The following is a 25,900-nucleotide window of genomic DNA, read 5'->3' as shown; positions in this document are numbered from 1 at the left end:
TTGGCGCAAGAGTATCTCTTCAATGTTGGTTTAAAAATGGGAACGTTCCCGAAACGCAGCGACGATCACAAATTACTCGTGGTATTTCGTTTAATCAGTCACTCAGGCGAGGGTAGAAGGAATGACGATCCGGCGCGGATCGCAGCGGCCATTGATCTGTTCGATCAGCTGCGAAGCCGCCTGCCGTCCGGCTTCAGCATAGCCAGGATCGACAGTGACGATCTCCGGGTGCAGGAATCTTATCAGCGGCGTGTTCCCGACGCTTGCCAGTTGCAGCGTTTCAATACGTTGCTCCTGTAAATACTTGCTGGCGCCCAACGCCAGCGTATCGGTAGCGCAGACTAACGCGGTGGTATCCGGCATGATGACGCTTGCCGTATGCTCATAACCCTGCTTCATGGCAAGACCGGGCAGGGCGGCGACGGGATGAAGTTTATGTTTTTTGCAAAACGCCAGGTATGCGTCATGCCGACGTTTGCCGGTGGTAATATCGCTATGGGGAACGCCCAGAAAGCTAATGTTGCGGTGTCCTTGCTCATACAGCCGCTGCATAAGGATATGAATCGCGCCCTCGTCGTCGTAACAGACGGAGGCAAAACCTTGCGCATCTCTTGCCAGCAGCACCAGCGAGGCTTTCCAGGGGGCGATCAACTCTTCTGTGATGCCGGTAAAGCCAAACAGCACCACGCCATCAATGTTACGTCGTCTGAGCATGCCCAGATGTTCCATTACCAGCGTCGGCGAGAACTGACTTTCCATCATAATAGGGTCGTAGCCCTGTTCGTAAAACGCAGGCAGCATGGTCTGAACCGCGAGGTTTTCAGACAACGAATCAAGGCGAGTGACGATAATAGCGACCACTTTATCGCTTTGTCCTCGCATCGCGCGGGCGGAGCGGGACGGAGAGAAACCGTGTTGATTCATCACCGCTTCGACACGCTCGCGGGTACGTTCGCTTACGCCGCTTTCATTGTTAAGCACGCGGGAAACGGTTGATTTCCCTACGCCGCTCAGGCGGGCGATGTCTTTGATAGTGAGCCGGTTTTGCATCCTGTTTTCCCGTGGCGTGACGCTGATGGTGATAAAAAGAGTAACTTTACTCAAGCGAAGGGCAATGGGCAAAGTCTGGTTTATCGTTGGTTTAATTACGTAACGGTATGATACCGCCATAATTGCCACAAAACTTATGGATTTATGCGTATAATCCGCGGCGCAAATTATTTACTTACCGGAGGCGACATGGACCCTGAACCCACCCCTCTCCCGCGATGGAGAATTTTCCTTTTCCGGTAAGCCTGCCTCTGCTGTCTTACCGGTGTGTAAGACAGTGACACGATAACGTCCCTGTTTTTATTTAAACATTGCTCATCGGGCAAGGCTTTGCCATGCCTGAAGAATTTTCTGCGCCTGACTTCGGCGCGGAGGGATTACCTATGCTAAAAACCATTACCCGCCAGCTTTTTGCCCGGCTTAATCGTCATTTGCCTTATCGTCTGGTTCACCGCGATCCGCTGCCCGGCGCGCAGACCGCGGTAAATGCGACTATCCCGCCTTCGCTGAGCGAGCGCTGTCTGAAAGTCGCGGCAATGGAGCAGGAGACTCTCTGGCGCGTTTTTGATACGCACCCGGAGGGATTAAACGCTGCCGAGGTGACGCGCGCGCGTGAAAAGCATGGCGAAAACCGCCTTCCGGCACAGAAACCCTCGCCGTGGTGGGTGCATCTGTGGGTATGTTATCGCAATCCTTTCAACATCTTACTCACGATTCTTGGCGGCATTTCTTATGCCACGGAGGATCTGTTTGCCGCAGGCGTTATCGCCCTGATGGTCGGTATCTCAACGCTGCTGAATTTTGTGCAGGAAGCGCGCTCGACAAAAGCGGCGGACGCGCTAAAAGCGATGGTGAGCAATACCGCTACCGTACTGCGGGTTATTAATGAAAATGGCGAAAATGCCTGGCTGGAATTACCCATCGATCAACTGGTGCCCGGCGATATTATTAAGCTGGCGGCGGGGGATATGATCCCGGCGGATTTACGGATTATCCAGGCGCGCGATCTGTTTGTCGCCCAGGCGTCGCTGACCGGCGAATCTCTGCCAGTCGAGAAAGTCGCCGCGACGCGTGAGCCCCGGCAAAATAACCCGCTTGAGTGCGACACGCTGTGCTTTATGGGGACGAACGTCGTGAGCGGAACGGCGCAGGCCGTGGTGATGGCGACCGGCGCCGGCACCTGGTTTGGTCAATTGGCGGGGCGCGTTTCGGAACAAGATAACGAGCAGAACGCTTTCCAGAAAGGAATTAGCCGCGTCAGTATGTTGCTGATCCGCTTTATGCTGGTCATGGCGCCGGTAGTACTGATTATTAATGGTTACACGAAAGGTGACTGGTGGGAAGCGGCGCTATTTGCGCTCTCGGTCGCGGTAGGGCTCACCCCGGAAATGTTGCCGATGATCGTCACCTCTACCCTCGCGCGCGGGGCGGTGAAGCTCTCGAAACAGAAAGTTATCGTGAAGCACCTTGATGCGATTCAGAACTTCGGCGCGATGGATATTCTGTGCACTGATAAAACCGGCACTCTGACGCAGGATAAAATTGTGCTGGAGAATCACACGGATATTTCTGGTAAGCCCAGCGAGCATGTACTGCATTGCGCCTGGCTGAACAGCCATTATCAGACCGGTCTAAAAAATTTACTGGATACGGCGGTCCTGGAGGGAGTAGACGAAACCGCCGCGCGTCAGCTCTCCGGACGCTGGCAGAAAATCGATGAGATCCCGTTTGATTTTGAGCGTCGCCGGATGTCGGTGGTGGTGGCCGAAGATTCGAGCGTGCATCAACTGGTCTGCAAAGGCGCGTTACAGGAGATCCTGAACGTGTGTACTCAGGTGCGCCACAACGGCGATATTGTGCCGCTGGACGACAATATGCTGCGCCGGGTGAAACGCGTTACCGACACGCTGAACCGTCAGGGGCTACGCGTGGTCGCCGTCGCGACCAAATACCTGCCCGCGCGTGAGGGCGATTACCAACGTATCGATGAGTCTGACCTCATTCTGGAAGGGTATATCGCTTTTCTCGATCCGCCGAAAGAGACCACCGCGCCGGCGTTGAAAGCGCTGAAGGCGAGCGGAATTACGGTGAAAATTCTCACCGGCGACAGCGAGCTGGTAGCGGCGAAAGTTTGCCATGAAGTTGGGCTGGATGCGGGCGATGTCATTATTGGCAGTGATATTGAAGGGTTAAGCGACGACGCGCTGGCGGCGCTGGCCGCCCGTACGACGTTGTTTGCGCGTCTGACGCCGATGCATAAAGAGCGCATCGTCACTTTACTCAAACGCGAGGGGCATGTGGTCGGTTTTATGGGCGACGGGATTAACGATGCCCCGGCATTGCGGGCAGCGGATATTGGTATCTCGGTAGATGGCGCGGTGGACATCGCCCGTGAAGCCGCCGATATTATTCTGTTGGAAAAGAGCCTGATGGTGCTGGAAGAAGGCGTCATTGAAGGTCGTCGTACTTTTTCTAATATGTTGAAATATATCAAGATGACGGCCAGCTCAAATTTCGGTAACGTGTTTAGCGTGCTGGTAGCGAGCGCCTTTTTGCCGTTCCTGCCAATGCTGCCGCTGCACTTGCTGATTCAAAACCTACTGTACGATGTATCCCAGGTGGCGATTCCGTTTGATAATGTCGATGAAGAACAAATTCAAAAGCCGCAGCGCTGGAATCCGGCTGATTTGGGGCGCTTTATGGTCTTTTTCGGTCCGATCAGCTCGATTTTCGACATTTTGACCTTTTGTCTGATGTGGTGGGTATTTCATGCGAATACGCCAGAAACGCAAACTTTGTTCCAGTCCGGCTGGTTTGTGGTGGGATTACTGTCGCAAACGCTGATTGTGCATATGATCCGTACCCGTCGTCTGCCGTTTATTCAAAGTCGCGCCGCCTGGCCGCTGATGGCGATGACATTGTTGGTGATGGTGGTGGGAGTTTCGTTGCCGTTTTCGCCCCTGGCGTCTTACCTGCAGTTGCAGGCGCTGCCGTTAAGCTATTTCCCGTGGCTGATTGCTATTCTGGCGGGCTATATGACGTTAACCCAGTTGGTGAAAGGGTTTTACAGCCGACGTTATGGCTGGCAGTAAGCGTCGAAGTATTGTGAATTATCGGCCTGGATGGCATACCAGGCCGAATAAGCGATAGCGCCATCCGGCCACTATCTATAAACGAGCGTTAGCGACGAACAGCGATCGCTTCAATCTCAATTTTCACGTCTTTCGGCAGACGGGCAACTTCCACGCAGGAACGCGCCGGGAAGGTGGCGTTGTGCTCGGTGAAGAAGGCTTCGTAGGTGGCGTTGACGGTCGCGAAATCGTTCAGGTCTTTCACGAATACGGTCGTTTTCACAATGTCGCCTACTTTCAGGCCAGCGGCTTCCACGATAGCTTTAACGTTTTCCAGCGACTGACGTGCCTGAGCGGATACGTCTTCCGCTACGGCACCGGTTTTCGGATCAACCGGAATCTGACCGGAAGTGATTACCATGCTACCCAGGTCAACGCCCTGTACGTATGGGCCGATTGCTGCTGGTGCATTTTCCGTCGCAATAGTTTTGCTCATGATTTCTCCTGAATTACAGCGGTAATAGAATGTCCCCGCTCATTATAGGGAGCCGGGATCTCATAACCAACCCAAATTAGTTGGCCAGCACCACATAATGCGAAAACTCTTTTTCACAGTATTTGCATTTGAGGGCGATATCATTGGCGCGTTTTTTCACTGCAAAGCTGGAGGATACCGGTTCCGCGTGGCTGATGCAGTTGCTGTTCGGACAAACCAGCACATTATTAATACGCTCTGGCAGGCTGGGGCGTGATTTCCCGACTACGTCGTAGTTGTCGATGCGGTTAACGGTGGCCTGCGGCGCGTACAGAGCAAGTTGGTTAACCTGCTCATCGGTGAGGAAGGTGTTTTCTATTTTGATTAAGTCTTTACGCCCCATCTCGCCAGACGGGAGATTCAGACCGATAGTGATTCGCTGATCGGTCTCGGTCAATTTAAACAGACTCAGCAGTTTAAAGCCTACCTGCGCAGGGATATGGTCAATCACGGTGCCGCATTTAATGGCTTCAACCTGCAGTTTGTTATCGTGTGTCATCGCTTTTCTCCCTTACAGACTCAGTTCGCTATTCAGTACCAACGCCAGTAACGCCTGGCGAGCGAAAATACCGTTGCCCGCCTGTTGGAAGTACCAGGCGTGTGGCGTTTTATCCACATCCGTGGTGATTTCATCAATCCGCGGCAGCGGGTGCAGCACTTTCATATTTTCACGCGCGCCGTTCAGGTCGCTGGCGCGCAGAACAAACTGCGCCTTCACATTGGCGTACTCCGACGGGTCGAGACGCTCTTTCTGTACGCGAGTCATATAGAGGATGTCGACGTCGGCCATGACCTCTTCAATAGAACCATGCAGGCTCCAGGCCATTCCTTTTTCATCCAGCATATCCAGAATGTACTGCGGCATCGCCAGCGCGTCCGGCGCGATAAAATAAAAACGGTTGCCGCTAAATTTCGCCAGCGCCTGGGTTAGCGAATGCACGGTGCGGCCATATTTCAGATCGCCGACCATCGCGATATGCAGGTTATCCAGACGGCCCTGCGTTTCCTGGATGGTAAACAGATCCAACAGGGTCTGCGTCGGATGCTGGTTCGAACCGTCGCCCGCATTGAGCACCGGCACCTGACCGGAAAACTCCGTCGCCAGACGTGCCGCGCCTTCTTGCGGATGGCGCATCACAATCGCGTCCACGTAAGTGCTAATCACTGAGATCGTGTCGGCTAACGTTTCTCCTTTTTTCCCCAGCGACGTGTTGGCGCTGTCGGAGAAGCCCACTACGCTGGCGCCCAGGCGATGCATTGAAGTTTCAAACGACAGGCGGGTACGCGTGGAGGCTTCGAAAAAGCAGCTGGCGATCACTTTATGTTTCAAAAGCTCCGGCTGCGGGTTGGCTTTTAATTTCGCCGCCGTCGCCAGTACCAGATTAAGATCGTCGCGGCTGAGGTCGTTTATGGAAATGATATGTTTTTGATATAGCGGGTTAGCCATGTTTATCTCCTGACGCCTGGGCAAAAAAAAGCCCCTCAATTGAGGGGCTTGGTATTGGTTTTCAACGGAAAGAAAAACGGCAGGCCTGCGTCTTTTTTCAGACGCGGTAAGACAGAATGTCGTACACACTGAACCATGCTTCCTCCCGGCAAATTGTCCGCGATTATACTCAGCTCTGTTTTGGGATCAAGCGAATTAATGCATGATTTACTTGTCGCAAACGGTTCTTATGAATTTAAATTCATTTTAAGCAAATAATTAATTTGTTTGTGTACCAGCGCCGTGCGCTGAACGACCCGCGGTGCGACCCAGACAATACTGCTACCGGCAACGACGCCGAGAATTTCCGGCAATGCGTGGTAATCCAGAATTCTCGCGACGGCGCGACCATAACCTGCCGCCGTATGGATAAGGATAAATTCGCTATTATGTTCAACGCTGACGACCATTTCGGCTATTGAACGTCCGGCATCCGGCGAAGGACGCCGCTGGGGATTTACGGAATAAATCTTTTGTCCTTTCGTATTTCTGATTTTTATTGCGCCCAGCAGCTTGAGCAGGCGCGAAACCGTAGACTGACTGATACCTTCAAATCCCTCATTTTGTAAATCGCGGCGAATCTCCTCCTGGGACAGGTAACTTTTTTCACTAATCAGGCGCTGACAAACCGCCAGTTGCTGTTGTTCTTTGGCGGAGTAATCATCGTATTCCTTCATAAATGCACCTTATCTTTATTATTAATATCAACGGACTGGCGAAATTCATCACATTTGTCACATCGATTGCGGATCAATCGGGCGGTTTTGCAGGAAAATGAGAAGCCGATCAAAAAAGGTGACGGCGTGCCTGATGGCGCTGTGCTTATCAGTCCTGTCGGATAAGACGCGTCACCATCTGGCTCGTTACATCATCGCTCCGATGCTCAGTACCGCCATATTCAGCAATGTCAGGATCAGCAACAGCGGGGCGACCCATTTCAGATAGCGGACATAGGGAACCCGGGCGATCGCCAGACCGCCCATGACCACGGCGGAGGTGGGAGTAACCAGGTTCACAATCCCGGAGGCCGACTGGTAGGCGGTTACGACCAAATCCCGCTGTACGTGGGCAAAATCCGCTAACGGCGCCATAATGGGCATCGTCAATACGGCAAGACCGGAAGAGGAGGGCACCAGGAAGGAGAGCAATACTTCCAGCCAGTAGGTTACGTTTATGAAAATGGTGGTAGATAGACCGGAAACCAGACTTTCCGCGCTGTGCAAAATGGTGTGGGTAATCATACCGTTATCCATGACCACCACAATGCCGCGCGCGATACCAATAATTAGCGCCACGCCAAGCAAATCCCGCGCGCCGTCGATAAAGGTACTGGTGAACGCTTCCTCACCCATCCGCGTTATCACGCCAACGATAATCGCCGCCGCCAGAAAAACGCCGGAGATTTCCGCCATCCACCAGCCGAGAACCGCCACGCCGTAAATCATCACCGCGAAAGAGGCGGCGAAGATCAGCAGCACCCATTTCCGGGTAGCCGTAAACTCCAGCAGTGTATTGGCGCGATTGCCAAGGAAATGGGCGCGATTTTCCTCCATTTTATCCGCCACGATAGAAAGCTCAGGATGGGCGCGGACTTTGCGCGCATAGCGCATTACCCAAAACACGCACAGTACGTAGCCGACAATTAACAGCAGTACGCGCATCAGCATTCCCTGAGTAAAAGGGATGCCGGCGGCGTTGGCGGCAATGACCGTGGCGAAAGGGTTAATGGTCGAACCGAGCGTGCCTATCCCTGCGCCGAGCAGTACGGTTGCCGCCGCCACTAACGGATCGAAGCGGGCCGCCATCATGACTGGTACCAGCAGCGTGTAGAAGGGCAACGACTCCTCCGCCATGCCATAGATAGTGCCGCCTGCGGCGAACAGCGCCATCAGAATGGGGATCATCCACTCATCTTTGCCGTTGAGTTTGACTGTTACCCGTTCAATACCGGCATCAATCGCCCCCGTTTTATTCACCACCCCCAGAAAGCCGCCGATAATCAAGACAAACAGCGCGACGTCAATGGCGCCGGCAGTGTAGGTTTCGTGGTTATAGAGGCCGTCAATCGGCGCCAGTAAAACAGCGGTAATCCCTTGCGGATGCGCGTCCACGGGGGCATACGTTCCCGCCACCGGCACCTCTTTTCCCAGCGTGGCGTTCATCGCCATTTGGTATTTTCCCGCCGGCACAATCCAGGTCATCACTGCGACCAGGGCAATAAGAATAAACAGGATGGTATAAGCGGTGGGAAATTTAAATTTACCCATGATGTTCTCTCCTGATATCACGGATATGCGCCGCAAGGGCGCATATCCTGTGGGATTAGTCGCCGAGCGTCGCCACCATGACCGCTTTGATGGTGTGCATCCGGTTTTCCGCTTCATCGAAGACTATCGAGCCTGCGGACTCGAACACCTCTTCCGTGACCTCCAGTCCTTTCAGGCCGTAAGCCATTTCGATTTCGCGTCCCACTTTGGTGTGCTCGTTATGGAAGGCGGGCAGGCAGTGCATAAACTTCACATCAGGATTACCGGTAGCGTTTACCACCTGCTGGTTGACCTGATATGGCGTCATCAGACTGACGCGCTCCGCCCAGGCTTCTTTGGGTTCTCCCATCGAGACCCAGACGTCGGTATAGAGGAAATCCACGCCGTGAACGCCGTCTTCAACGCTCTCCGTTAAGGTGATACGAGCGCCGGTAACGCTGGCGATTTCCCGGCACTGCGCGACCAGCGCGGCATCAGGCCAGAAGGACTTTGGCGCTATCAGGCGGATATCCATGCCCATCTTCGCCGCGCCCACCATCAGCGAGTTGCCCATGTTGTTGCGCGCGTCGCCCAGGTAGGCGAAGCTCAGTTCCGGCAGCGTTTTACCCGGCGCATGTTCCAGCATGGTCATTAGATCGGCCAGGATCTGTGTGGGGTGAAATTCATCGGTCAGGCCGTTCCAGACGGGAACGCCCGCGTATTCCCCCAGCTCTTCCACAATGTGTTGACCAAAACCGCGATATTCGATGCCGTCATACATCCGCCCCAGGACGCGAGCAGTATCTTTCATGGACTCTTTATGGCCGATCTGCGAGCCGCTTGGGCCGAGATAAGTCACCTGCGCGCCCTGGTCGAACGCGGCGACTTCAAACGCGCATCGGGTGCGGGTAGAGGTTTTTTCAAAAATCAGCGCGATGTTTTTGCCGATCAGTGTTTGCTTTTCGCATCCGGCTTTTTTTGCGGCTTTCAGCTCAATAGCCAGATCGATGAGGTGTTGGATTTCCGCCGGGGTGTAGTCAAGCAGCTTCAAAAAGTTACGATTTTTCAGTGAAATAACCATTACAATATCCTTGTTAAAATGAATTGCCTGATGGCGCTGCGCTTATCCGGCCCACGGTTATGCGCGCTCTGTAGGCCGAATAAGGCGGAAGCCGCCATCCGGTAAAAAGCCTTATGCGTCAACGTCGGCGGTTTCACACCGAATCAAAGTGCCTTTCTCGCCCGCGAGAATGGCTTGCCCATCCGCCAGCGAGCCGATTCCGGCAATGCCGCGGCAATGGCTGACAAACTCAGCGCAGGCGGTCACTTTCGGGCCCATCGAACCGGCGTCGAACTGCATTTCACGAAGCAGCTCCGGCGTAACCTGCGCCAGCGGGCGTTGGGTGGGTTTGCCCCAGTCGAGATACACCGCGTCGGCATCGGTCAGAATGAGCAGCGCGTCGGCGTGAATTTGGCTGGCAAGCAGGGCGGCGGACAGATCTTTGTCGATCACCGCCTCGATACCGTGGTAGCCATCGGCTTTTTCTACGACCGGCACGCCGCCGCCGCCGTTACAGATAACCAGGTGATCGCGGCTAATCAGCGCGCGGATGGCATCGTTTTCCACAATGCGTTTCGGCTGCGGGGAGGGCACAACGCGGCGGAAGGCGTTACCGTCGGCTTTGAATACCCAGCCCTTTTCTGCCTGTAACGCCCGGGCCTGCGCTTCGTCGTAAATCGGTCCGATATATTTGGTTGGATTGAGGAATGCCGGGTCGTTGGCATCGACTTCGACCTGGGTGAGCAGGACGCTGATTTCACGCTCCGGCAGATGATTCTTCAGCGCCTGTTGCAGCATGTAGCCAATCATGCCCTGGCTTTCCGCACCGAGAATATCGAGCGGGTAGGGCGTAACGTTAGCGTAGGCGCTATTTTGTAGCGCCAGCAGTCCTACCTGTGGGCCGTTGCCGTGCACTAACACCACGCGCCATTGCCGCGTAAGCTGGGCGATGGTTCTGGCCGCCAGTTCGATATTTTTACGCTGAATATCAGCCTCCAGCGGTTCGCCGCGTTTGAGCAGCGCATTGCCGCCCAGCGCGACGACCAGTGTGCGTTTGTTTTCCATAACGTCTCCTTTAAATACCATCGCGTTCCAGTGGACAGCTCATGCAGCGTGCGCCCCCGCGCCCGCGACCCAGTTCATCGCCGGGAATGGGAAGGACGGTAATGCCGGCTTTGTCGTATTTTTCGTTGGTCCAGATGTTGCGCTCATAGCCCACCACCACGCCGGGACGCAGGGTGAGCACGTTATTGGCGTCATTCCACTGTTCGCGCTCAGCTTCAAATGCGTCGCCGCCAGTGGTGATTAAGCGCACCTGATCGATGCCAAGCGCTTTTTCAAGAGCATGAACCAGCGTGCTCTCCTGGGTTCGTTTCAGACCGCCGCGTCCGTCTGGCGTCAGCGTCCAGCACTGCACGTCCGGGCGAACGACTTCCGGATAGACGGAGAAGGTGTCGATATCAATGTGGGTCATGACGGTGTCAAGGTGCATACAGGAGCGATGTTTTGGCAGTTCAACGGCAATGACGCGTTCCGCCTGACGATGTTTAAACAATGCCTGCGCCAGGAACTCGACACCCTGCGGCGTAGTACGTTCAGACATACCGATCAACACCGCGCCGCGGCCAATCACCAGCACATCGCCGCCCTCTAAAGTGGCGTGGTCGTAATTAATGTCCTCGTCGCCGAAATATTTAATGAAATCACCGCCTGCGAATTGAGGATGCCAGCGATAAATGGCACGTAAATTATTCGTTTCACGTTGGCGTGCAGGTTTCGCCATGGGGTTAATTGAGACGCCGTTATATATCCAGCAGGACGTGTCACGGGTAAATAGGTGATTCGGTAATGGCTTCATAATAAAGTCATTAATATCGTGAGTATCGACCACCATATTTTTTATGGAGGCGGGGATTTCGCCGTAAGTTAAACCGCCGCTTAAATGGCGAGCCAGTTCACGGTGCGGCATATCCGCCAGCCAGGCGCGAATATCTGCGGCAAAGGTGGGCCCAAGGCGATAATCGGAAATTTGCGTGTCCAGTAGCCAGGCTTTAGCGTCAGCCACATCCAGCGTTTGGGTGAGCAGGTCGGTTAACAGCAACACTTCTATCCCTTGCTGGCGCAGCGTGTTGGCAAAAATGTCATGCTCTTCGCCAGCGCGCTCTACGGATAATACATCGTCAAAAAGTAATTCCTGACAATTTGAAGGGGTAAGTCTTTTTAGGCTGAGATTGGGACGATGCAACATTACGCTGCGTAATTGACCGATTTCAGAACCGACAAAATGCTTTTCCATCATTATACCTTTTACATAATTTCAAGAATAAAGAAGGAGTGGCTGCAAATATTTAGCGTGCTTGCAGTCGCGGCGTTTCAGTTAAATTCGGGAGCAATGATTGAATTTTATTTGGGTTGTTAATGTGATGAGATTCACATCAATCAAGGAGTGCTATTTTTCTTACTTAATATATGAGCCGGGTCAGATAAATTCAAAAAACAATAAGGCATTAAATGAATTACTACGCAGCTATATGGTTTGTTATTTTTTTATTGTTAATTATTTGTTTGTTGTATTGAATGATATTTAAATCTTAACTGCTTGAAAATAAAGTGATTATTTTTAAGGGTTGCATAACTATGCGTGAGGGGGATTTTATTATCGGGGATATTTAAATAATTTAAAAATAACTATGGATAGAGAAGTCATTTATGCAGGGAGAGCGAATTGTGATCGCTAAAACGTTTTTATGTTAACGCCTTTAATATCAAAGCATTGTTAGTGATGGCAATTTGGCGCCGCTGGGGTTTATGCATAGGCACTGCATAAAGTTGGGCGAACTATTAACAATATAGAAACACCGCTGGCGATAAACATGCGCTGGCGCAAAATCGATGAGAGTAAGGGTAGTATGGCAGCCATTTTTCTCGTATAAAGAGAAAAATAAAACGCTGTTTTAACTAAGGGGATGCGATGATTATTGGCAATATTGAACATCTGGAGGCCTGGCTGCCGACGGCGTTACGGCAGGCGATTGAGCACGTCAATGCGCATGTCACGGCAACGACCGCGCCAGGTAAGTATGACATTGACGGCGACAGGCTGTTTTATATGATTTCTGAAAATATGACGGAGCCGGGCGAATCGCGCAGCGCAGAGTATCACGCCCGTTATCTTGATATTCAGATTGTGCTACAAGGTCAGGAAGGGATGGCATTCAGTACCCGGCCTGCGGGAACGCCGCACACGGACTGGCTGGCGGATAAAGACATTGCATTTTTACCGACGAGCGTCGACGAGAAAACCGTCGTCCTGAACGAAGGCGACTTTGTGGTGTTTTATCCCGGCGAAGTGCATAAGCCCCTGTGCGCGGTGGGAGAACCGGCGCGGGTACGTAAAGCGGTTGTGAAAATGCTGATGGCGTAATATTTTGTGCCGGATGGCGGCGCCTGCACGTTGCGATCTTGTAGGCCAACCGCCATCCGGCATCATAACGACATTATTTAGACAGCGTCGCTACCATTACTGCTTTGATGGTATGCATTCGGTTTTCCGCTTCATCAAAGACAATGCTGGCCGCAGACTCAAAAACCTCGTCGGTCACTTCCATCCCGCCATGTAAACCGTACTCTTCGGCCATTTTTTTGCCGAGCGTGGTTTCGTCATCATGGAACGCAGGCAGACAATGCAGGAACTTAACCTGCGGATTGCCGGTTAACGCCATCATCTGGCTGTTGACCTGATAATCACGCAGCAGGGCAATACGCTCCGCCCATTTCTCTTTGGGTTCGCCCATAGAGACCCAAACATCGGTATAGATAAAATCCGCGCCTTTTACGCCTGAGGCGATATCTTCGGTCAGGGTGATGGCGCCGCCGTTCTTTTTCGCCATGGCGCTGCACTCCGCCACTAACGCGGCTTGCGGCCAGCAGGCTTTTGGCGCGACCAGACGGAGATCCAATCCTGTTAACGCGGCGGCTTCCAGCATGGAGTTACCCATGTTATTACGCGCGTCTCCGGCATAGACCAACGTCATCTCGTTAAAGGCTTTACCCGGCAGATGTTCCTGCATGGTGAGCAGATCCGCCAGTAATTGCGTTGGGTGATACTCATCGGTTAAACCGTTCCATACCGGCACACCGGAATATTCAGCCAGCGTTTCGACGATCTCCTGGCCATATCCTCGATACTGAATACCGTCAAACATCCGGCCCAGGACGCGGGCAGTATCTTTGATGGACTCTTTATGGCCGATCTGGCTCCCGCTGGAACCCAGGTACGTCACGCGCGCCCCCTGATCGTATGCGGCAACTTCGAAAGAGCATCGTGTCCGGGTCGAGTCTTTTTCGAAGATGAGCGCAATATTCTTACCCACCAGCTTTTGTTCTTCTTTACCGTTTTTCTTATCGGCTTTCAGTTTGGCGGCAAGCTGCAACAGAGCAGTGAGCTCGCTGGCGGTGAAATCAAGTAACTTTAAAAAAGGTTTTTGGTAAAACGTAGACATACTTCCCTCACATGGCTTAGGCCTCTCATTGAATTAAAATTCACTTTATATGGATGATTATTCATTTGCAACCCTGTTTGATAAAACTTTTCTCGATAAGGTGGAGGCAACGTCGGCGGTATGTGACAATAAGAGTATCGGCAGGACATCTATGAGGAACGAGCTATGGCAAACCCGGAATTACTGGAAGAGCAGCGTGAAGAAACGCGGTTAATTATTGAAGAGCTACTTGAGGACGGCAGCGATCCGGATGCGCTGTACACTATCGAGCATCACCTTTCCGCTGACGATTTCGAAACGTTGGAAAAAGCCGCGGTAGAAGCCTTTAAACTCGGCTATGAAGTGACGGAGCCGGAAGAGTTGGAAGTGGAAGAGGGCGATACGGTTATTTGTTGCGACATCCTCAGCGAGTGCGCGTTGAACGCCGAACTCATCGACGCTCAGGTTGAGCAACTGATGAACCTGGCGGAAAAATATGATGTCGAATACGACGGCTGGGGAACCTATTTTGAAGACCCTAATGGCGAAGAGGGTGATGACGACGATTATGTCGATGAAGATGACGACGGCGTGCGTCACTAAAGCTGCATAGTATGACGGTACGGCAGCGTCTGCTGTCGTATTTTTTTAACAGGTTACGTATGAATTACCCGCAAATACTCTCTCCGGTGCTTAATTTCCTGCATTGCCCGACGCCGCAGGCGTGGATTGTCCAGGCCCGCGATCCGCAAAATCTTCCTCTTCTGCTTACCGATCACTTGATCTGCGAACTGAAGGCTGCGCAAACCGCGTTGCTGTTGGTGCGTAAATATGTCGCCGATAAATCGGGCGCCGACGCGCTGCTCGCCTGGCTGCAACCTTACGAGGCGTTCGCGTTTCGTCAGGGGCCGGAGCCGGATTTTGTTGCCCTGCATAGACAGATTAGCAAAAGCGCCATGCCGCAAACTGATGACCCCTGGGGACGTCAGCTTATCGACCGTATGGTGTTATTGATTAAAGAGGAGTTGCACCATTTTTGGCAGGTACGCGAGGTCATGCAGGCCAGAAACATTCCTTATGTGAAAATCACCGCCAGCCGCTACGCGAAAGGAATGTTGAAAGCGGTACGCACGCACGAACCGCTCACCTTAATTGATAAGCTGATTTGCGGGGCGTATATCGAAGCCCGCTCCTGCGAACGTTTTGCCGCTCTGGCGCCCTGGCTGGATGAGGATTTACAGACGTTTTATCTCTCGCTTCTGCGCTCCGAAGCGCGGCATTATCAGGATTACCTGGCGCTGGCGCAGCAGATTTCCACCGAGGACATTTCTGCGCGCGTGCGCTATTTTGGCGAGGTGGAAGCTGACCTTATCTTGTCGCCAGACCGCGAGTTTCGTTTTCATAGCGGCGTGCCAGCCGCCGGATAAAGGGTAAAATTAAAGATTAGCGTTTTTATCTTTTACGCTGTCGCCACCTGCGTGGTCATCCGCCCGGCATCAAACTGCTGGCGAGCAGGAAAAGTCATTTTCATGATATTCTGTCCTGAGTAAAGCCTGCCCTGCGGCAGGCAAAAAGAACTCACTCAGTGTTATATTCCCGAAAGGTGACCTTGAACAATGCCATTATTGCATCAATCACTACGGGTTTTTGTGTTGAAATAGTTACTGTTTCACGCCTTTTGACGCTTCAGAACAGGTCTTGCCAACAAAGGTTTGTTTAATTTTGTTGATGGAGGTTGTTTTATTACCTCCTGCATCGACATCCGATTTCATGGTCATCGCAAATTCTGTATCGCTTATTTTCGTCGTTTCTACAATAGAGTGCGATTTGACATCAGGATTATTACAGACAGTCTCATTGATCAGTTTGGTATCCGTACTTTCTACAAATGTTGTCGTGCAACCGCCTGCACTGGTAGAAAACCCCTTCACCATTTTTTTAGAATCTTCAGACATTTTAGGGGTATAACACATAAGCGTCGCTATGCCCGAATTTTTTTCATCCATTAATACTTCTTTTGTATCTGGATTGATGGTGCGCATTTCTATATTTTCCATTTTCCATTCGCCGGGCTGTATATCTAATGCATATACATTAGAGATACTAATAAACATAGCGGGGAAAACAATTGCTGATAATAGGCGTTTCATTTATAACTTCCTTGAATAATAAGTGATTCCCGGATAACAGGATGTTTCCGGGATTACTTATATCAGCAAAAATAATACCTGGCGAGGATAAATAAACGCCTGGTTTTCAGAGATCCTTTAACATCCTCACTTCGCAATCGACATGTCCGGTGCAGCCGAGCGGTTCGCTAATATGTTCAAATCCTAAACGTTCGTATAGCGCAATCGCCTCGCGTAAAAAAGCCGTTGTTTCCAGATAGCAGCGTTTAAAACCCTGTTCACGGGCATGATCCAGCGCCATCAGCGCCAGCTTTTTCGCCAGCCCCTGGCCACGAATCACCGGTAAAAAATACATTTTTTGCAGTTCACAAATGTCTGGTTCGCTACAGGATAACGGCGCCACGCCGCCGCCGCCCACCACACAACCGTTTTGCTCTACCACCCAGTAGGCCGCGCCCGGTTGGCTATAAACCTGATACAGTTCATCCAGATTGGGGTCGGCAACGGTATAACCTTTATCGGCGGTAAGTCCGTATTCCGCTGAAACCTGACGGATGACACGGGCAATAGCGGCATTGTCAGCGGTAGTGATTCGGCGCACCGTGAGCGTTGGCGAGGCGACATTATTCATAATATGGCTCAATTTTTAAAATTTATTTATAGATTACTTTAATACCACCGTCTTGAGTTACGCGCAAGGAGATCCTGAATCAGACAAAATAAAAGGCGGAAAAATTAAACAAAAATAGTATCGTAGTCAAATCAGTAACAATTTACTGGTTTTTATTATTAATTCTAATAGATTGTAATTCAGGGATATGATTCATGAATAACGTTATCAGTAGTAAAGATAACCATAATCACACGTTGGTGTTTACAGGCAAGGGCGGAAAGTATTTTGTTATTTGCCTTGTGAATTTCTTGTTGACGTGTATCACGTTTGGAATCTATGCGCCGTGGGCGATGGTGAAATGTCGACGTTATATTTATACTAATATGACGCTAAACAATCAGCCTTTTGCTTACAAAGCCACGGGCGGCGCATTATTTATTAGTGTGTTGTTAGTTTTTATTATTTATATTGTTAGCCTCTCTCTTATTGAACACGGTCATCCCGGTCTCGGTTTTACGCTATTCGGCTTATTAATTGCGATTATTCCTTTTATGGCGGTGAAAGGATTACAGTATCAGGCGATGATGACTTCGCTTAATGGCGTACATTTTGGATTCCAGTGTTCCATGCGGCGCGCCTGGTGGTACATGTTCGCTCTCCCGGTACTCCTGATGGTGGCGCTTTATATTGTTCTTTATATTATCTCACTGTTAACCATCGCCGTCGGCGGTTTAGTGTTCAATATCGTTTTTCTCGGTTTGCTGGCTATTATTGGGATAGGGGTCATTAACGGTATTACCTACAGCAAATGGATGACCTTGTTTGGCAATGGCGCAAACTTTGGCATTCATCGTTTCTCGATTCAGGTTAATGTTAAAACGTGCATCAGAGGGTGCGTGTTGGCAATGTTGACCCTTTTCCCTTTTGCTGTCGTGATTGGTTATCTAATCGCGCCGGTGTTCACCGACATGATTCTTTTGAGTATGATGGGGAATGCGCAGGCAGGAGGGGCGCTTATTCTGCAATATTATGGCCAGATAATGGCATGTTATTTCCTCTATTTTCTCGCGATTATTGTGGTAACCAGTTACTTATATGTGGCGTTACGCAACCTGTTTTTAAACAATTTGTCACTGGCGAACGATTCGATTCGTTTTCATTCCTCTGTCACTGCACACGGTATGCTGTGGCGGTTACTGGTGGTGTTTGTGATTTCCGGCGTGACCTTAGGGCTGGCTTATCCGTGGTTGAAAATTTGGCTGGTGAGCTGGCTGGCGCAGAATACACAGGTCCAGGGCGATCTGGATTCGCTTGAGTTAACCAATGATGAGAAGCCGCTGGAAAACAGCCCGCTAATGTGGATTTCTCGTGGCATCATGCCTTACTTCCCGTTTATCTGATGTAAAAAGGCCGACGTTTACGTCGGCCCATAATTCATGTTGTCGGATGGCGGCGTGAATGCCTTATCCGGCCTACCGATCGCGCCATGTCAATAAGCGAACGTGTAGGCCTGGTAAGCGAAGCGCCATCAGGCTTTCAGATTACAGCGCGCTAATAACCGCCTGCTGCTCAATCAGCTTCGCTTTGGCTTCTGCGTAACCGTCCAGCTTCTCACGCTCTTTGGCAATCACCGCTTCCGGCGCACGGGCGACGAAACCTTCGTTGGACAGTTTGCCTTCGATACGGGCAATCTCGCCTTCGATTTTTGCCACTTCTTTCGCCAGACGCGCCAGCTCATCGTCTTTGTTGATGAGGCCAGCCATCGGGATCAGCAGTTCAGCGCCGTCGATGATTTTGGTCACGGAAACCGGGCCTTTGTCATCGGCTGGCAGCACGGTGATGCTTTCCAGACGCGCCAGGGTTTGCAGGAAGCTACGGTTGTCGTTAACACGACGAACGGCTTCTTCACTACAGCCGCGCAGCAGCAGTTCCAGCGGTTTGCCCGGGGCGATGTTCATTTCCGCACGAATGTTACGTACGGCAACGATCGCCTGCTTCAGCCACTCGGTATCGGCCAACGCGGCTTCATCCACCTGTGCGGCGTTATATTCCGGGAACGGCTGCAGCATGATGGTGTCGGCGGTAATGCCACAGATAACCTTCACGCGCTGCCAGATGGTTTCGGTAATGAACGGGATGATAGGATGCGCCAGGCGCAGCAGACCTTCCAGTACGGTGACCAGCGTATGGCGGGTGCCGCGCAGTTCAGACTCGGAACCCCCGGTCATTACCGGCTTGGTCAGCTCCAGATACCAGTCGCAGAACTGGTTCCAGGTGAATTCATACAGAATGCCCGCGGCGATATCGAAGCGGAAGCTGTCCAGCGCGTCGCGGTAGGCTTTAACGGTCTGGTTGAATTCCGCCAGGATCCAGCGGTCCGCCAGCGACAGCGTCATTTCGCCGCCGTTGAAGCCGCAATCCTGCTCTTCGGTGTTCATCAGCACAAAGCGGCTGGCGTTCCACAGCTTGTTACAGAAGTTACGGTAGCCTTCCAGACGCTTCATATCCCAGTTGATGTCGCGACCGGTCGAGGCCAGCGCCGCCAGGGTAAAGCGCAGGGCGTCGGTGCCGTGCGGCTCAATGCCGTTCGGGAACTGCTTCTCGGTACGTTTGCGGATTTTCTCCGCCATCTGCGGCTGCATCATATTGCCGGTGCGTTTTTCCAGCAGTTCCGGCAGGGAGATGCCGTCCACCATATCCAGCGGGTCGATAACGTTACCCTTGGATTTGGACATCTTCTGGCCTTCGTCGTCGCGAATCAGACCGGTCATATAGACGGTATGGAACGGCACCTGCGGCTTGCCGTTTTCATCTTTGATGAAGTGCATGGTCATCATGATCATGCGGGCAATCCAGAAGAAGATGATATCGAAGCCGGACACCATCACGCTGGTGGGGTGGAACTGACGCAGGGCGTCGGTGTTTTCTGGCCAGCCGAGGGTGGAGAAAGTCCACAGCGCGGAGGAGAACCAGGTATCGAGAACGTCTTCGTCCTGACGAAGCGCAACGTCGGCGCCGAGGTTATTTTCCTGACGCACTTCGTCTTCGGTACGGCCAACGTAGACGTTGCCGTCGTTGTCGTACCATGCCGGGATACGGTGCCCCCACCACAGCTGACGAGAGATACACCAGTCCTGAATATCGCGCATCCAGGAGAAGTACATGTTTTCGTACTGCTTCGGCACGAACTGGATGTCGCCGTTTTCAACCGCTTCCACCGCCGGTTTCGCCAGCACGTCGGCACGGACGTACCACTGGTCGGTCAGCATCGGTTCGATAACCACGCCGCCACGGTCGCCGTAAGGGACGGTCAGATCGTGCGGTTTAATTTCTTCCAGCAGGCCCAGCGCGTCAACGGCAGCGACGATGGCCTTACGGGCAGCAAAGCGTTCCAGCTTCTGGAACTCAGCCGGAATCTCGCTGGAATAAACGTCAGACTCTTCACCTTTGGTATCGAACACTTCCGCGCTTTCGCGAATGTCGCCGTCAAAGGTCAGGATGTTGATCATCGGCAGGGCGTGACGTTTCCCGACTTCATAGTCGTTAAAGTCGTGCGCCGGGGTGATCTTCACGCAGCCGGTGCCTTTTTCCATATCGGCGTGTTCGTCGCCCACAATCGGAATGCGGCGGTTAACCAGCGGCAGAATAACGAATTTGCCAATCAGATCTTTATAACGCGGATCTTCCGGGTTCACGGCCACGCCGGTATCGCCCAGTACGGTTTCCGGACGGGTGGTGGCGACGACCAGGTAATCTTTACCGTCTGCGGTTTTCGCGCCGTCGGCCAGCGGATAGCGGATGTGCCACATCGAGCCTTTAGACTCGCGGTTTTCCACTTCCAGGTCAGAGATGGCGGTGCGCAGTTTCGGGTCCCAGTTCACCAGGCGTTTGCCACGGTAAATCAGGTCTTCTTTGTACAGGCGGACAAAGACTTCTTTCACGGCATTGGAAAGACCTTCGTCCATGGTGAAGCGCTCGCGCTCCCAGTCAACGGAGTTGCCGAGACGGCGCATCTGACGGGTAATGGTGCCGCCGGATTCCGCTTTCCACTGCCAGATTTTGTCGATAAACGCATCGCGGCCGTAGTCGTGACGGGTTTTACCTTCTTCAGCGGCAATCTTGCGCTCAACCACCATCTGGGTCGCGATTCCGGCGTGGTCGGTGCCGACCTGCCACAGGGTGTTTTTACCCTGCATACGCTGGTAACGGATCATGGTATCCATGATGGTTTGCTGGAAAGCATGTCCCATATGCAAACTGCCGGTGACGTTCGGCGGCGGGATCATGATGCAGAAGGACTCTTTGCTTTCGTCGCCGTTAGGCTTGAAATAGCCCTGCTTTTCCCAGTGCTCGTAAAGCGGCTGTTCGATATCTTGGGGGTTATATGTCTTTTCCATTATTTCCAGGTTGCCGTATTCAGGTTAAAACCAGCCACGCGGTAGGCTTTGTAGCGTTCGCGCGCCAGTTGTTTCAAAGTTTCTTCGTAAGGGACGAAGTCTACCACTTCTGTGAAAGCGGTGGCAAAATCTGCAAAGCTTGTACGCAGGCTGATTAAAATATCGCGCGGGCTGCTGTTGCGTTTTTGCGGCCAGGCGATTTCAACCGGCGCGCCGCCGCGTGGGCCTTCGCCTGCCAGATTGTGCGGGACAAAACTTTCCGCCGGTCTCGCCCACAGCGCTTCATCCAGCCGAATGGCCTGCTTCTCATCTTCGCAGGCGATCAGCACGCGCTTGCCGGCGCGCCAACGTTCTGCGGCAATTTCACACACCAGTTGTTCAACGGCGCTTAAACCGTTGACGGTGGTGTCATTGTCCAGAAGATAGAACGTCGCATTCTTCATATATGGGGCTTCTTGTGGTGGATTTAAATGCGTTGCCATGATGCCTCCCGTAGGCCGGATAAGCGCAGCGCCATCCGGCAAAACGCCTGATGGCGGCGCTAATGCGCCTTATCAGGCCTACGGGGTAATCTCAAACTTACTCTTCGCCGTTAAAGCCCGCACGATTGAGCAGGAACTGCGACAGCAGCGCTACCGGACGACCCGTCGCGCCTTTCGCTTTGCCGGATCGCCAGGCGGTGCCGGCGATATCCAGGTGCGCCCAGTTATACTTACGGGTAAAGCGCGACAGGAAGCAGCCCGCGGTGATAGCGCCGCCAGGACGACCACCAATATTCGCCATATCCGCAAAGTTGGACTCCAGTTGTTCCTGGAACTCATCGCCCAGCGGCAGACGCCACGCGCGGTCGCCCGCTTGCTCGGACGCGCCGATCAGTTCATGCGCCAGCGGGTTATGGTTCGACATCAGACCGGTAATGTGATGGCCCAGCGCAATCACGCAGGCGCCGGTTAGCGTCGCGACGTCAATGACGGCTTCCGGTTCGAAGCGCTCAACGTAGGTCAGCACGTCGCACAGTACCAGACGGCCTTCAGCATCGGTATTCAGCACTTCAACCGTCTGACCGGACATGGTGGTCAGTACGTCGCCCGGACGATACGCGCGTCCGCCCGGCATGTTTTCACAGCCCGCCAGTACGCCGATAACGTTAATCGGTAGCTGAAGCTCGGCGACCATACGCATCACGCCGTAAACCGCCGCCGCGCCGCACATGTCGTACTTCATCTCGTCCATCCCTTCAGATGGCTTGATGGAGATGCCGCCGGAGTCGAAGGTCAGGCCTTTACCCACCAGCACGATCGGGCGCGCGTCTTCGGACGGATTGCCCTTGTACTCAATCACCGACATCAGCGATTCATTCTGCGAACCGTGGCCGACCGCCAGATAAGCGTTCATACCCAGTTCGCGCATTTGCTGTTCGCCGATCACGCGGGTGATGACATTTTTGCTGTAGCTGTCGGCCAACTGGCGCGCCTGTGACGCCAGGTAGGCGGCGTTACAGATATTGGGCGGCATGTTGCCGAGATCTTTCGCAGCCTTAATCCCGGCGGCGATGGCCAGACCGTGCTGAATGGCGCGTTCGCCGCTGGTGAGCTCACGGCGGGTCGGCACATTAAAGACCATCTTACGTAGCGGGCGGCGCGGCTCGCTCTTGTTGGTCTTGAGTTGATCAAAGCTATAAAGCGTCTCTTTGGCCGTTTCGACGGCCTGACGCACTTTCCAGTAGTTGTTGCGGCCTTTAACGTGCAGTTCGGTCAGGAAACAGACGGCTTCCATCGAACCAGTATCATTCAGAGTATTTATCGTTTTCTGAATAACCTGCTTATACTGACGTTCATCAAGCTCGCGCTCTTTGCCGCAACCAATGAGGAGGATTCGCTCGGAAAGAACGTTGGGAACATGGTGCAGTAACAGAGTCTGCCCCGGTTTTCCTTCCAGTTCGCCGCGACGCAGCAATGCGCTGATGTATCCGTCGCTAATTTTGTCGAGCTGTTCTGCAATCGGAGAAAGGCGACGCGGTTCAAAGACGCCCACGACAATGCAGGCACTCCGCTGTTTCTCCGGGCTACCGCTTTTTACACTGAACTCCATGCACTATGCTCCTGAATCTTAAAGACAACAGTGGTGGCTACAGCTATACTCGTCGTCTTTCAAGTTGCAGATGCGTTGGCTGCGCCTGCTCACCCCTGTCGCTTACCTGATGTAAGCTCCGGGGCTTCACAGTCTTGCCGCCTGCCTGCAACTCGAAATCCATTAGAGTATAGAAATTGAAAGCTTTCGTAACTCATATCCGCTGTTGCGGTGACTTCGTGTTAATCTTAACGTTATTACGGCATTGGCACGTCAGAACAAGTTCTGAGAGGTGAATCCGCTGAGTATAATGATCTTAGCGATGATTTCGACGACTCAAGAGAATAAATGACGTTTAAGCCATGAAACAAGCTAAATTCCAGCAAAAAAATGGGTTTTTACGGGCGTATTTAAAGTGATAATCATAAGATATCTGGTGCGGGAGACGCTCAAAAGCCAGCTGGCGATACTCTTCATCTTACTTTTGATCTTCTTTTGTCAAAAGTTAGTGAGGATTCTCGGCGCGGCGGTTGACGGCGATATTCCCGCAAATCTGGTGCTCTCGCTTCTGGGGCTGGGCGTACCGGAAATGGCGCAGCTCATCCTGCCTTTAAGCCTGTTCCTGGGGCTGCTGATGACGCTGGGCAAACTGTATACCGAAAGTGAAATTACGGTCATGCACGCCTGTGGGTTGAGCAAAGCCGTACTGGTAAAGGCCGCCATGGTACTGGCGTTATTTACCGGTATCCTTGCGGCGGTTAACGTGATGTGGGCCGGCCCCTGGTCGTCAAAACACCAGGATGAAGTGCTGGCGGAGGCGAAAGCGAACCCCGGTATGGCGGCGTTGGCGCAGGGGCAATTCCAGCAGGCGACCAACGGCAGCTCGGTGCTGTTTATCGAAAGCGTTGATGGCAGCGACTTCCACGATGTTTTCCTGGCGCAGATTCGCCCTAAGGGCAATGCTCGTCCTTCTGTGGTAGTGGCCGATTCCGGACACCTTACTCAGTTGCGCGATGGTTCCCAGGTTGTCACCTTAAACAAAGGGACGCGTTTTGAAGGAACGGCGTTGCTACGCGATTTTCGCATCACCGACTTCCAGAACTATCAGGCGATTATTGGCCATCAGGCCGTGGCGCTGGACCCGAACGATACCGACCAGATGGACATGCGCACGCTGTGGAATACCGACAACGATCGCGCTCGCGCCGAGCTGCACTGGCGTATCACGTTAGTCTTTACCGTATTTATGATGGCGCTGATGGTCGTGCCGCTCAGCGTGGTGAATCCACGTCAGGGGCGCGTCTTGTCTATGTTGCCCGCCATGCTGCTTTATCTGCTGTTCTTCCTGATCCAGACTTCCATTAAATCGAATGGCGGTAAAGGCAAACTGGACCCGGTTATCTGGATGTGGGCGGTCAACCTGATCTATCTGGCGTTGGCGATTGGTTTAAACCTGTGGGATACGGTGCCGGTCCGCCGCCTGCGTGCCCGTTTTCTGCGTAAAGGAGCGGTATAATGCAGCCATTTGGTGTACTTGACCGCTATATCGGTAAAACCATTTTTACCACCATCATGATGACGTTGTTCATGCTGGTGTCGCTCTCCGGGATCATCAAGTTTGTCGATCAGCTGAAAAAAGCGGGGCAGGGTAACTACGACGCGCTGGGCGCGGGTATGTACACCCTGCTCAGCGTACCTAAGGATATCCAGATCTTCTTTCCTATGGCGGCGCTGCTTGGCGCGCTGCTGGGGCTGGGGATGCTGGCACAGCGTAGCGAACTGGTGGTGATGCAGGCATCGGGTTTCACCCGTATGCAGGTGGCGCTGTCGGTGATGAAAACGGCTATCCCCCTGGTGCTGTTAACCATGGCGATCGGCGAATGGGTCGCCCCGCAGGGCGAGCAGATGGCGCGTAACTATCGTGCGCAGGCGATGTATGGCGGTTCGCTGCTTTCCACCCAGCAAGGTCTGTGGGCGAAAGACGGGAATAACTTTGTCTATATTGAACGGGTGAAGGGCGACGAGGAGCTGGCCGGCATTAGTATTTACGCTTTCAACGATCAGCGTCGTTTGCAGTCAGTGCGTTACGCCGCTTCGGCAAAATTCGACCCGGAGCATAAGGTCTGGCGTTTGTCGCAGGTGGATGAGTCCGATCTGCAAAACCCGAAACAGATCACCGGTTCGCAGACGGTGAGCGGCACCTGGAAAACGAATCTGACGCCGGATAAGTTAGGCGTGGTGGCGCTGGACCCGGATGCGCTTTCCATCAGCGGTCTGCATAACTACGTTAAATATCTGAAGTCGAGCGGACAGGACGCCGGACGTTATCAGCTCAATATGTGGAGTAAAATCTTCCAGCCGCTCTCCGTGGCGGTGATGATGCTGATGGCGCTGTCGTTTATCTTTGGACCGCTGCGTAGTGTGCCGATGGGCGTGCGCGTGGTGACGGGGATTAGCTTCGGCTTCGTCTTTTACGTTCTCGACCAGATTTTTGGCCCGCTGACGCTGGTATACGGCATTCCGCCGATTGTCGGCGCGCTGCTGCCGAGCGCGTCTTTCTTCCTGATTAGCCTGTGGCTAATGCTGCGTAAGTCGTAATCACAGTAATCGTAGGCCTGATGGCGCTGCGCTTATCCGGCCTACTATGACCCGTAGGCCTGATAAGTCCTTTCCGCCGCCATCCGGCAGATAGCCTGGTATTCCTCGAATGATGTAGTGCGTAACCTGACGCGTGGCGCTTTTGGCTACCCGTTAAGCTCAGG

At 52.9% G+C, this 25,900-nt stretch carries 26 protein-coding genes and 1 pseudogene; 10 read left to right on the top strand and 17 right to left on the bottom strand.

Annotated features, from left to right (window positions below; genetic code table 11):
• Positions 1-102 precede the first annotated feature (102 nt).
• On the bottom strand, positions 103-1,050 hold the full coding sequence (treR, locus tag EOS98_RS19960) for a trehalose operon repressor TreR (protein WP_126524328.1): 948 nt from the start codon (positions 1,048-1,050) through the stop codon (positions 103-105).
• Between the two features lie 144 nt (positions 1,051-1,194).
• Between treR and mgtL the strand changes: the two genes are divergently transcribed.
• Both mgtL and mgtA read left to right on the top strand, forming a co-directional pair.
• Positions 1,195-1,293 carry a mgtA regulatory leader peptide MgtL gene (gene mgtL / locus EOS98_RS25185; protein ID WP_105789234.1) on the top strand — a complete coding sequence of 33 codons (99 nt, stop codon included), beginning with the start codon at positions 1,195-1,197 and terminating at the stop codon, positions 1,291-1,293.
• Positions 1,294-1,433: 140 nt separating this feature from the next.
• Positions 1,434-4,142: a magnesium-translocating P-type ATPase gene (gene mgtA / locus EOS98_RS19950; protein ID WP_000920869.1), complete on the top strand. Its 2,709-nt coding sequence runs from the start codon at positions 1,434-1,436 to the stop codon at positions 4,140-4,142.
• An 88-nt stretch (positions 4,143-4,230) separates the two neighbouring features.
• Here the strand turns inward: mgtA and ridA are convergent, their stop codons facing one another.
• The 4 genes from ridA to pyrL all read right to left on the bottom strand — a co-directional run bounded on the left by ridA (position 4,231) and on the right by pyrL (position 6,240).
• Complete coding sequence (gene ridA, locus EOS98_RS19945) at positions 4,231-4,617, bottom strand: 2-iminobutanoate/2-iminopropanoate deaminase (protein WP_000047544.1); 387 nt, start codon at positions 4,615-4,617, stop codon at positions 4,231-4,233.
• Between the two features lie 76 nt (positions 4,618-4,693).
• Positions 4,694-5,155, bottom strand: a complete 462-nt coding sequence (gene pyrI, locus EOS98_RS19940) for an aspartate carbamoyltransferase regulatory subunit (RefSeq protein ID WP_000148567.1) — start codon at positions 5,153-5,155, stop codon at positions 4,694-4,696.
• Positions 5,156-5,167: 12 nt separating this feature from the next.
• Positions 5,168-6,103 carry an aspartate carbamoyltransferase gene (gene pyrB / locus EOS98_RS19935; protein ID WP_000013055.1) on the bottom strand — a complete coding sequence of 312 codons (936 nt, stop codon included), beginning with the start codon at positions 6,101-6,103 and terminating at the stop codon, positions 5,168-5,170.
• Positions 6,104-6,138: 35 nt separating this feature from the next.
• Entirely contained in the window at positions 6,139-6,240 is a 102-nt protein-coding gene (gene pyrL / locus EOS98_RS19930; protein WP_000249504.1) for a pyr operon leader peptide, read from the bottom strand.
• Here pyrL and EOS98_RS19925 point away from each other — a divergent pair.
• Positions 6,220-6,361, top strand: a pseudogene (locus tag EOS98_RS19925) (hypothetical protein). The gene pyrL and the pseudogene EOS98_RS19925 sit on opposite strands and share 21 nt — an antisense overlap.
• On the opposite strand, the gene EOS98_RS19920 reads toward EOS98_RS19925, so the two are convergent.
• From EOS98_RS19920 to arcA, 5 genes are all read right to left on the bottom strand, one after another.
• A complete protein-coding gene (locus EOS98_RS19920; protein ID WP_000666051.1) occupies positions 6,331-6,819 on the bottom strand; it encodes an arginine repressor in 489 nt (162 codons plus the stop codon). The pseudogene EOS98_RS19925 and the gene EOS98_RS19920 sit on opposite strands and share 31 nt — an antisense overlap.
• A gap of 186 nt (positions 6,820-7,005) precedes the next feature.
• Positions 7,006-8,409 (bottom strand): YfcC family protein, encoded by a 1,404-nt coding sequence (locus EOS98_RS19915; protein WP_000514435.1) that lies wholly within the window; start codon positions 8,407-8,409, stop codon positions 7,006-7,008.
• A gap of 55 nt (positions 8,410-8,464) precedes the next feature.
• A complete protein-coding gene (gene argF, locus EOS98_RS19910; protein WP_000237031.1) occupies positions 8,465-9,469 on the bottom strand; it encodes an ornithine carbamoyltransferase in 1,005 nt (334 codons plus the stop codon).
• Between the two features lie 111 nt (positions 9,470-9,580).
• Positions 9,581-10,513 carry a carbamate kinase gene (gene arcC / locus EOS98_RS19905; RefSeq protein WP_000428751.1) on the bottom strand — a complete coding sequence of 311 codons (933 nt, stop codon included), beginning with the start codon at positions 10,511-10,513 and terminating at the stop codon, positions 9,581-9,583.
• Positions 10,514-10,523: 10 nt separating this feature from the next.
• Positions 10,524-11,744 (bottom strand): arginine deiminase, encoded by a 1,221-nt coding sequence (arcA, locus tag EOS98_RS19900; protein WP_000410844.1) that lies wholly within the window; start codon positions 11,742-11,744, stop codon positions 10,524-10,526.
• A gap of 675 nt (positions 11,745-12,419) precedes the next feature.
• On the opposite strand from arcA, the gene EOS98_RS19885 reads away from it, so the two are divergent.
• The gene (locus tag EOS98_RS19885) at positions 12,420-12,872 is read left to right on the top strand and encodes a YhcH/YjgK/YiaL family protein (protein WP_000583455.1); all 453 of its coding nucleotides are present in this window, start codon (positions 12,420-12,422) and stop codon (positions 12,870-12,872) included.
• A 73-nt stretch (positions 12,873-12,945) separates the two neighbouring features.
• On the opposite strand, the gene argF (EOS98_RS19880) is transcribed toward EOS98_RS19885, so the two are convergent.
• Positions 12,946-13,950, bottom strand: coding sequence for an ornithine carbamoyltransferase (argF, locus tag EOS98_RS19880; protein ID WP_000103041.1), 1,005 nt, complete (start codon positions 13,948-13,950; stop codon positions 12,946-12,948).
• Positions 13,920-14,015, bottom strand: coding sequence for a putative translational regulatory protein ArgL (argL, locus tag EOS98_RS25180; RefSeq protein WP_223148976.1), 96 nt, complete (start codon positions 14,013-14,015; stop codon positions 13,920-13,922). The genes argF (EOS98_RS19880) and argL overlap by 31 nt, the downstream gene beginning before the upstream one ends.
• Before the next feature lie 100 nt (positions 14,016-14,115).
• On the opposite strand from argL, the gene rraB reads away from it, so the two are divergent.
• On the top strand, positions 14,116-14,532 hold the full coding sequence (rraB, locus tag EOS98_RS19875; RefSeq protein ID WP_000002940.1) for a ribonuclease E inhibitor RraB: 417 nt from the start codon (positions 14,116-14,118) through the stop codon (positions 14,530-14,532).
• A gap of 11 nt (positions 14,533-14,543) precedes the next feature.
• Entirely contained in the window at positions 14,544-15,356 is an 813-nt protein-coding gene (gene miaE / locus EOS98_RS19870) for a tRNA isopentenyl-2-thiomethyl-A-37 hydroxylase MiaE (RefSeq protein WP_061377155.1), read from the top strand.
• 234 nt (positions 15,357-15,590) lie between these two features.
• On the opposite strand, the gene EOS98_RS19865 is transcribed toward miaE, so the two are convergent.
• Together EOS98_RS19865 and EOS98_RS19860 are read right to left on the bottom strand one after the other, a co-directional pair.
• Positions 15,591-16,079 (bottom strand): DUF3617 domain-containing protein, encoded by a 489-nt coding sequence (locus EOS98_RS19865; RefSeq protein WP_000826193.1) that lies wholly within the window; start codon positions 16,077-16,079, stop codon positions 15,591-15,593.
• A 106-nt stretch (positions 16,080-16,185) separates the two neighbouring features.
• On the bottom strand, positions 16,186-16,689 hold the full coding sequence (locus EOS98_RS19860; protein ID WP_001519079.1) for a GNAT family N-acetyltransferase: 504 nt from the start codon (positions 16,687-16,689) through the stop codon (positions 16,186-16,188).
• 194 nt (positions 16,690-16,883) lie between these two features.
• Here EOS98_RS19860 and EOS98_RS19855 point away from each other — a divergent pair, with 194 nt between their 5' ends.
• On the top strand, positions 16,884-18,071 hold the full coding sequence (locus EOS98_RS19855) for a YjgN family protein (RefSeq protein WP_126524326.1): 1,188 nt from the start codon (positions 16,884-16,886) through the stop codon (positions 18,069-18,071).
• A gap of 141 nt (positions 18,072-18,212) precedes the next feature.
• On the opposite strand, the gene EOS98_RS19850 is transcribed toward EOS98_RS19855, so the two are convergent.
• The 3 genes from EOS98_RS19850 to pepA all read right to left on the bottom strand — a co-directional run bounded on the left by EOS98_RS19850 (position 18,213) and on the right by pepA (position 23,159).
• Complete coding sequence (locus tag EOS98_RS19850; RefSeq protein ID WP_000416331.1) at positions 18,213-21,068, bottom strand: valine--tRNA ligase; 2,856 nt, start codon at positions 21,066-21,068, stop codon at positions 18,213-18,215.
• Positions 21,068-21,511, bottom strand: coding sequence for a DNA polymerase III subunit chi (holC, locus tag EOS98_RS19845; RefSeq protein ID WP_001523689.1), 444 nt, complete (start codon positions 21,509-21,511; stop codon positions 21,068-21,070). The genes EOS98_RS19850 and holC overlap by 1 nt, the downstream gene beginning before the upstream one ends.
• Positions 21,512-21,647: 136 nt before the next feature.
• Complete coding sequence (gene pepA, locus EOS98_RS19840) at positions 21,648-23,159, bottom strand: leucyl aminopeptidase (protein ID WP_000397158.1); 1,512 nt, start codon at positions 23,157-23,159, stop codon at positions 21,648-21,650.
• A gap of 280 nt (positions 23,160-23,439) precedes the next feature.
• Between pepA and EOS98_RS24935 the strand changes: the two genes are divergently transcribed.
• From EOS98_RS24935 to lptG, 3 genes are all read left to right on the top strand, one after another.
• The gene (locus EOS98_RS24935) at positions 23,440-23,490 is read left to right on the top strand and encodes a hypothetical protein (protein ID WP_212724070.1); all 51 of its coding nucleotides are present in this window, start codon (positions 23,440-23,442) and stop codon (positions 23,488-23,490) included.
• 63 nt (positions 23,491-23,553) lie between these two features.
• On the top strand, positions 23,554-24,654 hold the full coding sequence (gene lptF / locus EOS98_RS19830; RefSeq protein WP_000584132.1) for an LPS export ABC transporter permease LptF: 1,101 nt from the start codon (positions 23,554-23,556) through the stop codon (positions 24,652-24,654).
• Positions 24,654-25,736: an LPS export ABC transporter permease LptG gene (lptG, locus tag EOS98_RS19825; protein ID WP_001182242.1), complete on the top strand. Its 1,083-nt coding sequence runs from the start codon at positions 24,654-24,656 to the stop codon at positions 25,734-25,736. The genes lptF and lptG overlap by 1 nt, the downstream gene beginning before the upstream one ends.
• Positions 25,737-25,900: the final 164 nt, after the last annotated feature.

Source organism: Salmonella sp. SSDFZ69 (genome assembly GCF_004010755.1).
Taxonomy (GTDB): Bacteria; Pseudomonadota; Gammaproteobacteria; order Enterobacterales; family Enterobacteriaceae; genus Salmonella; species Salmonella enterica.
The sequence above is the reverse complement of the archived record's forward strand: the minus strand, read 5'-3'. Positions and strand labels throughout refer to the sequence as shown.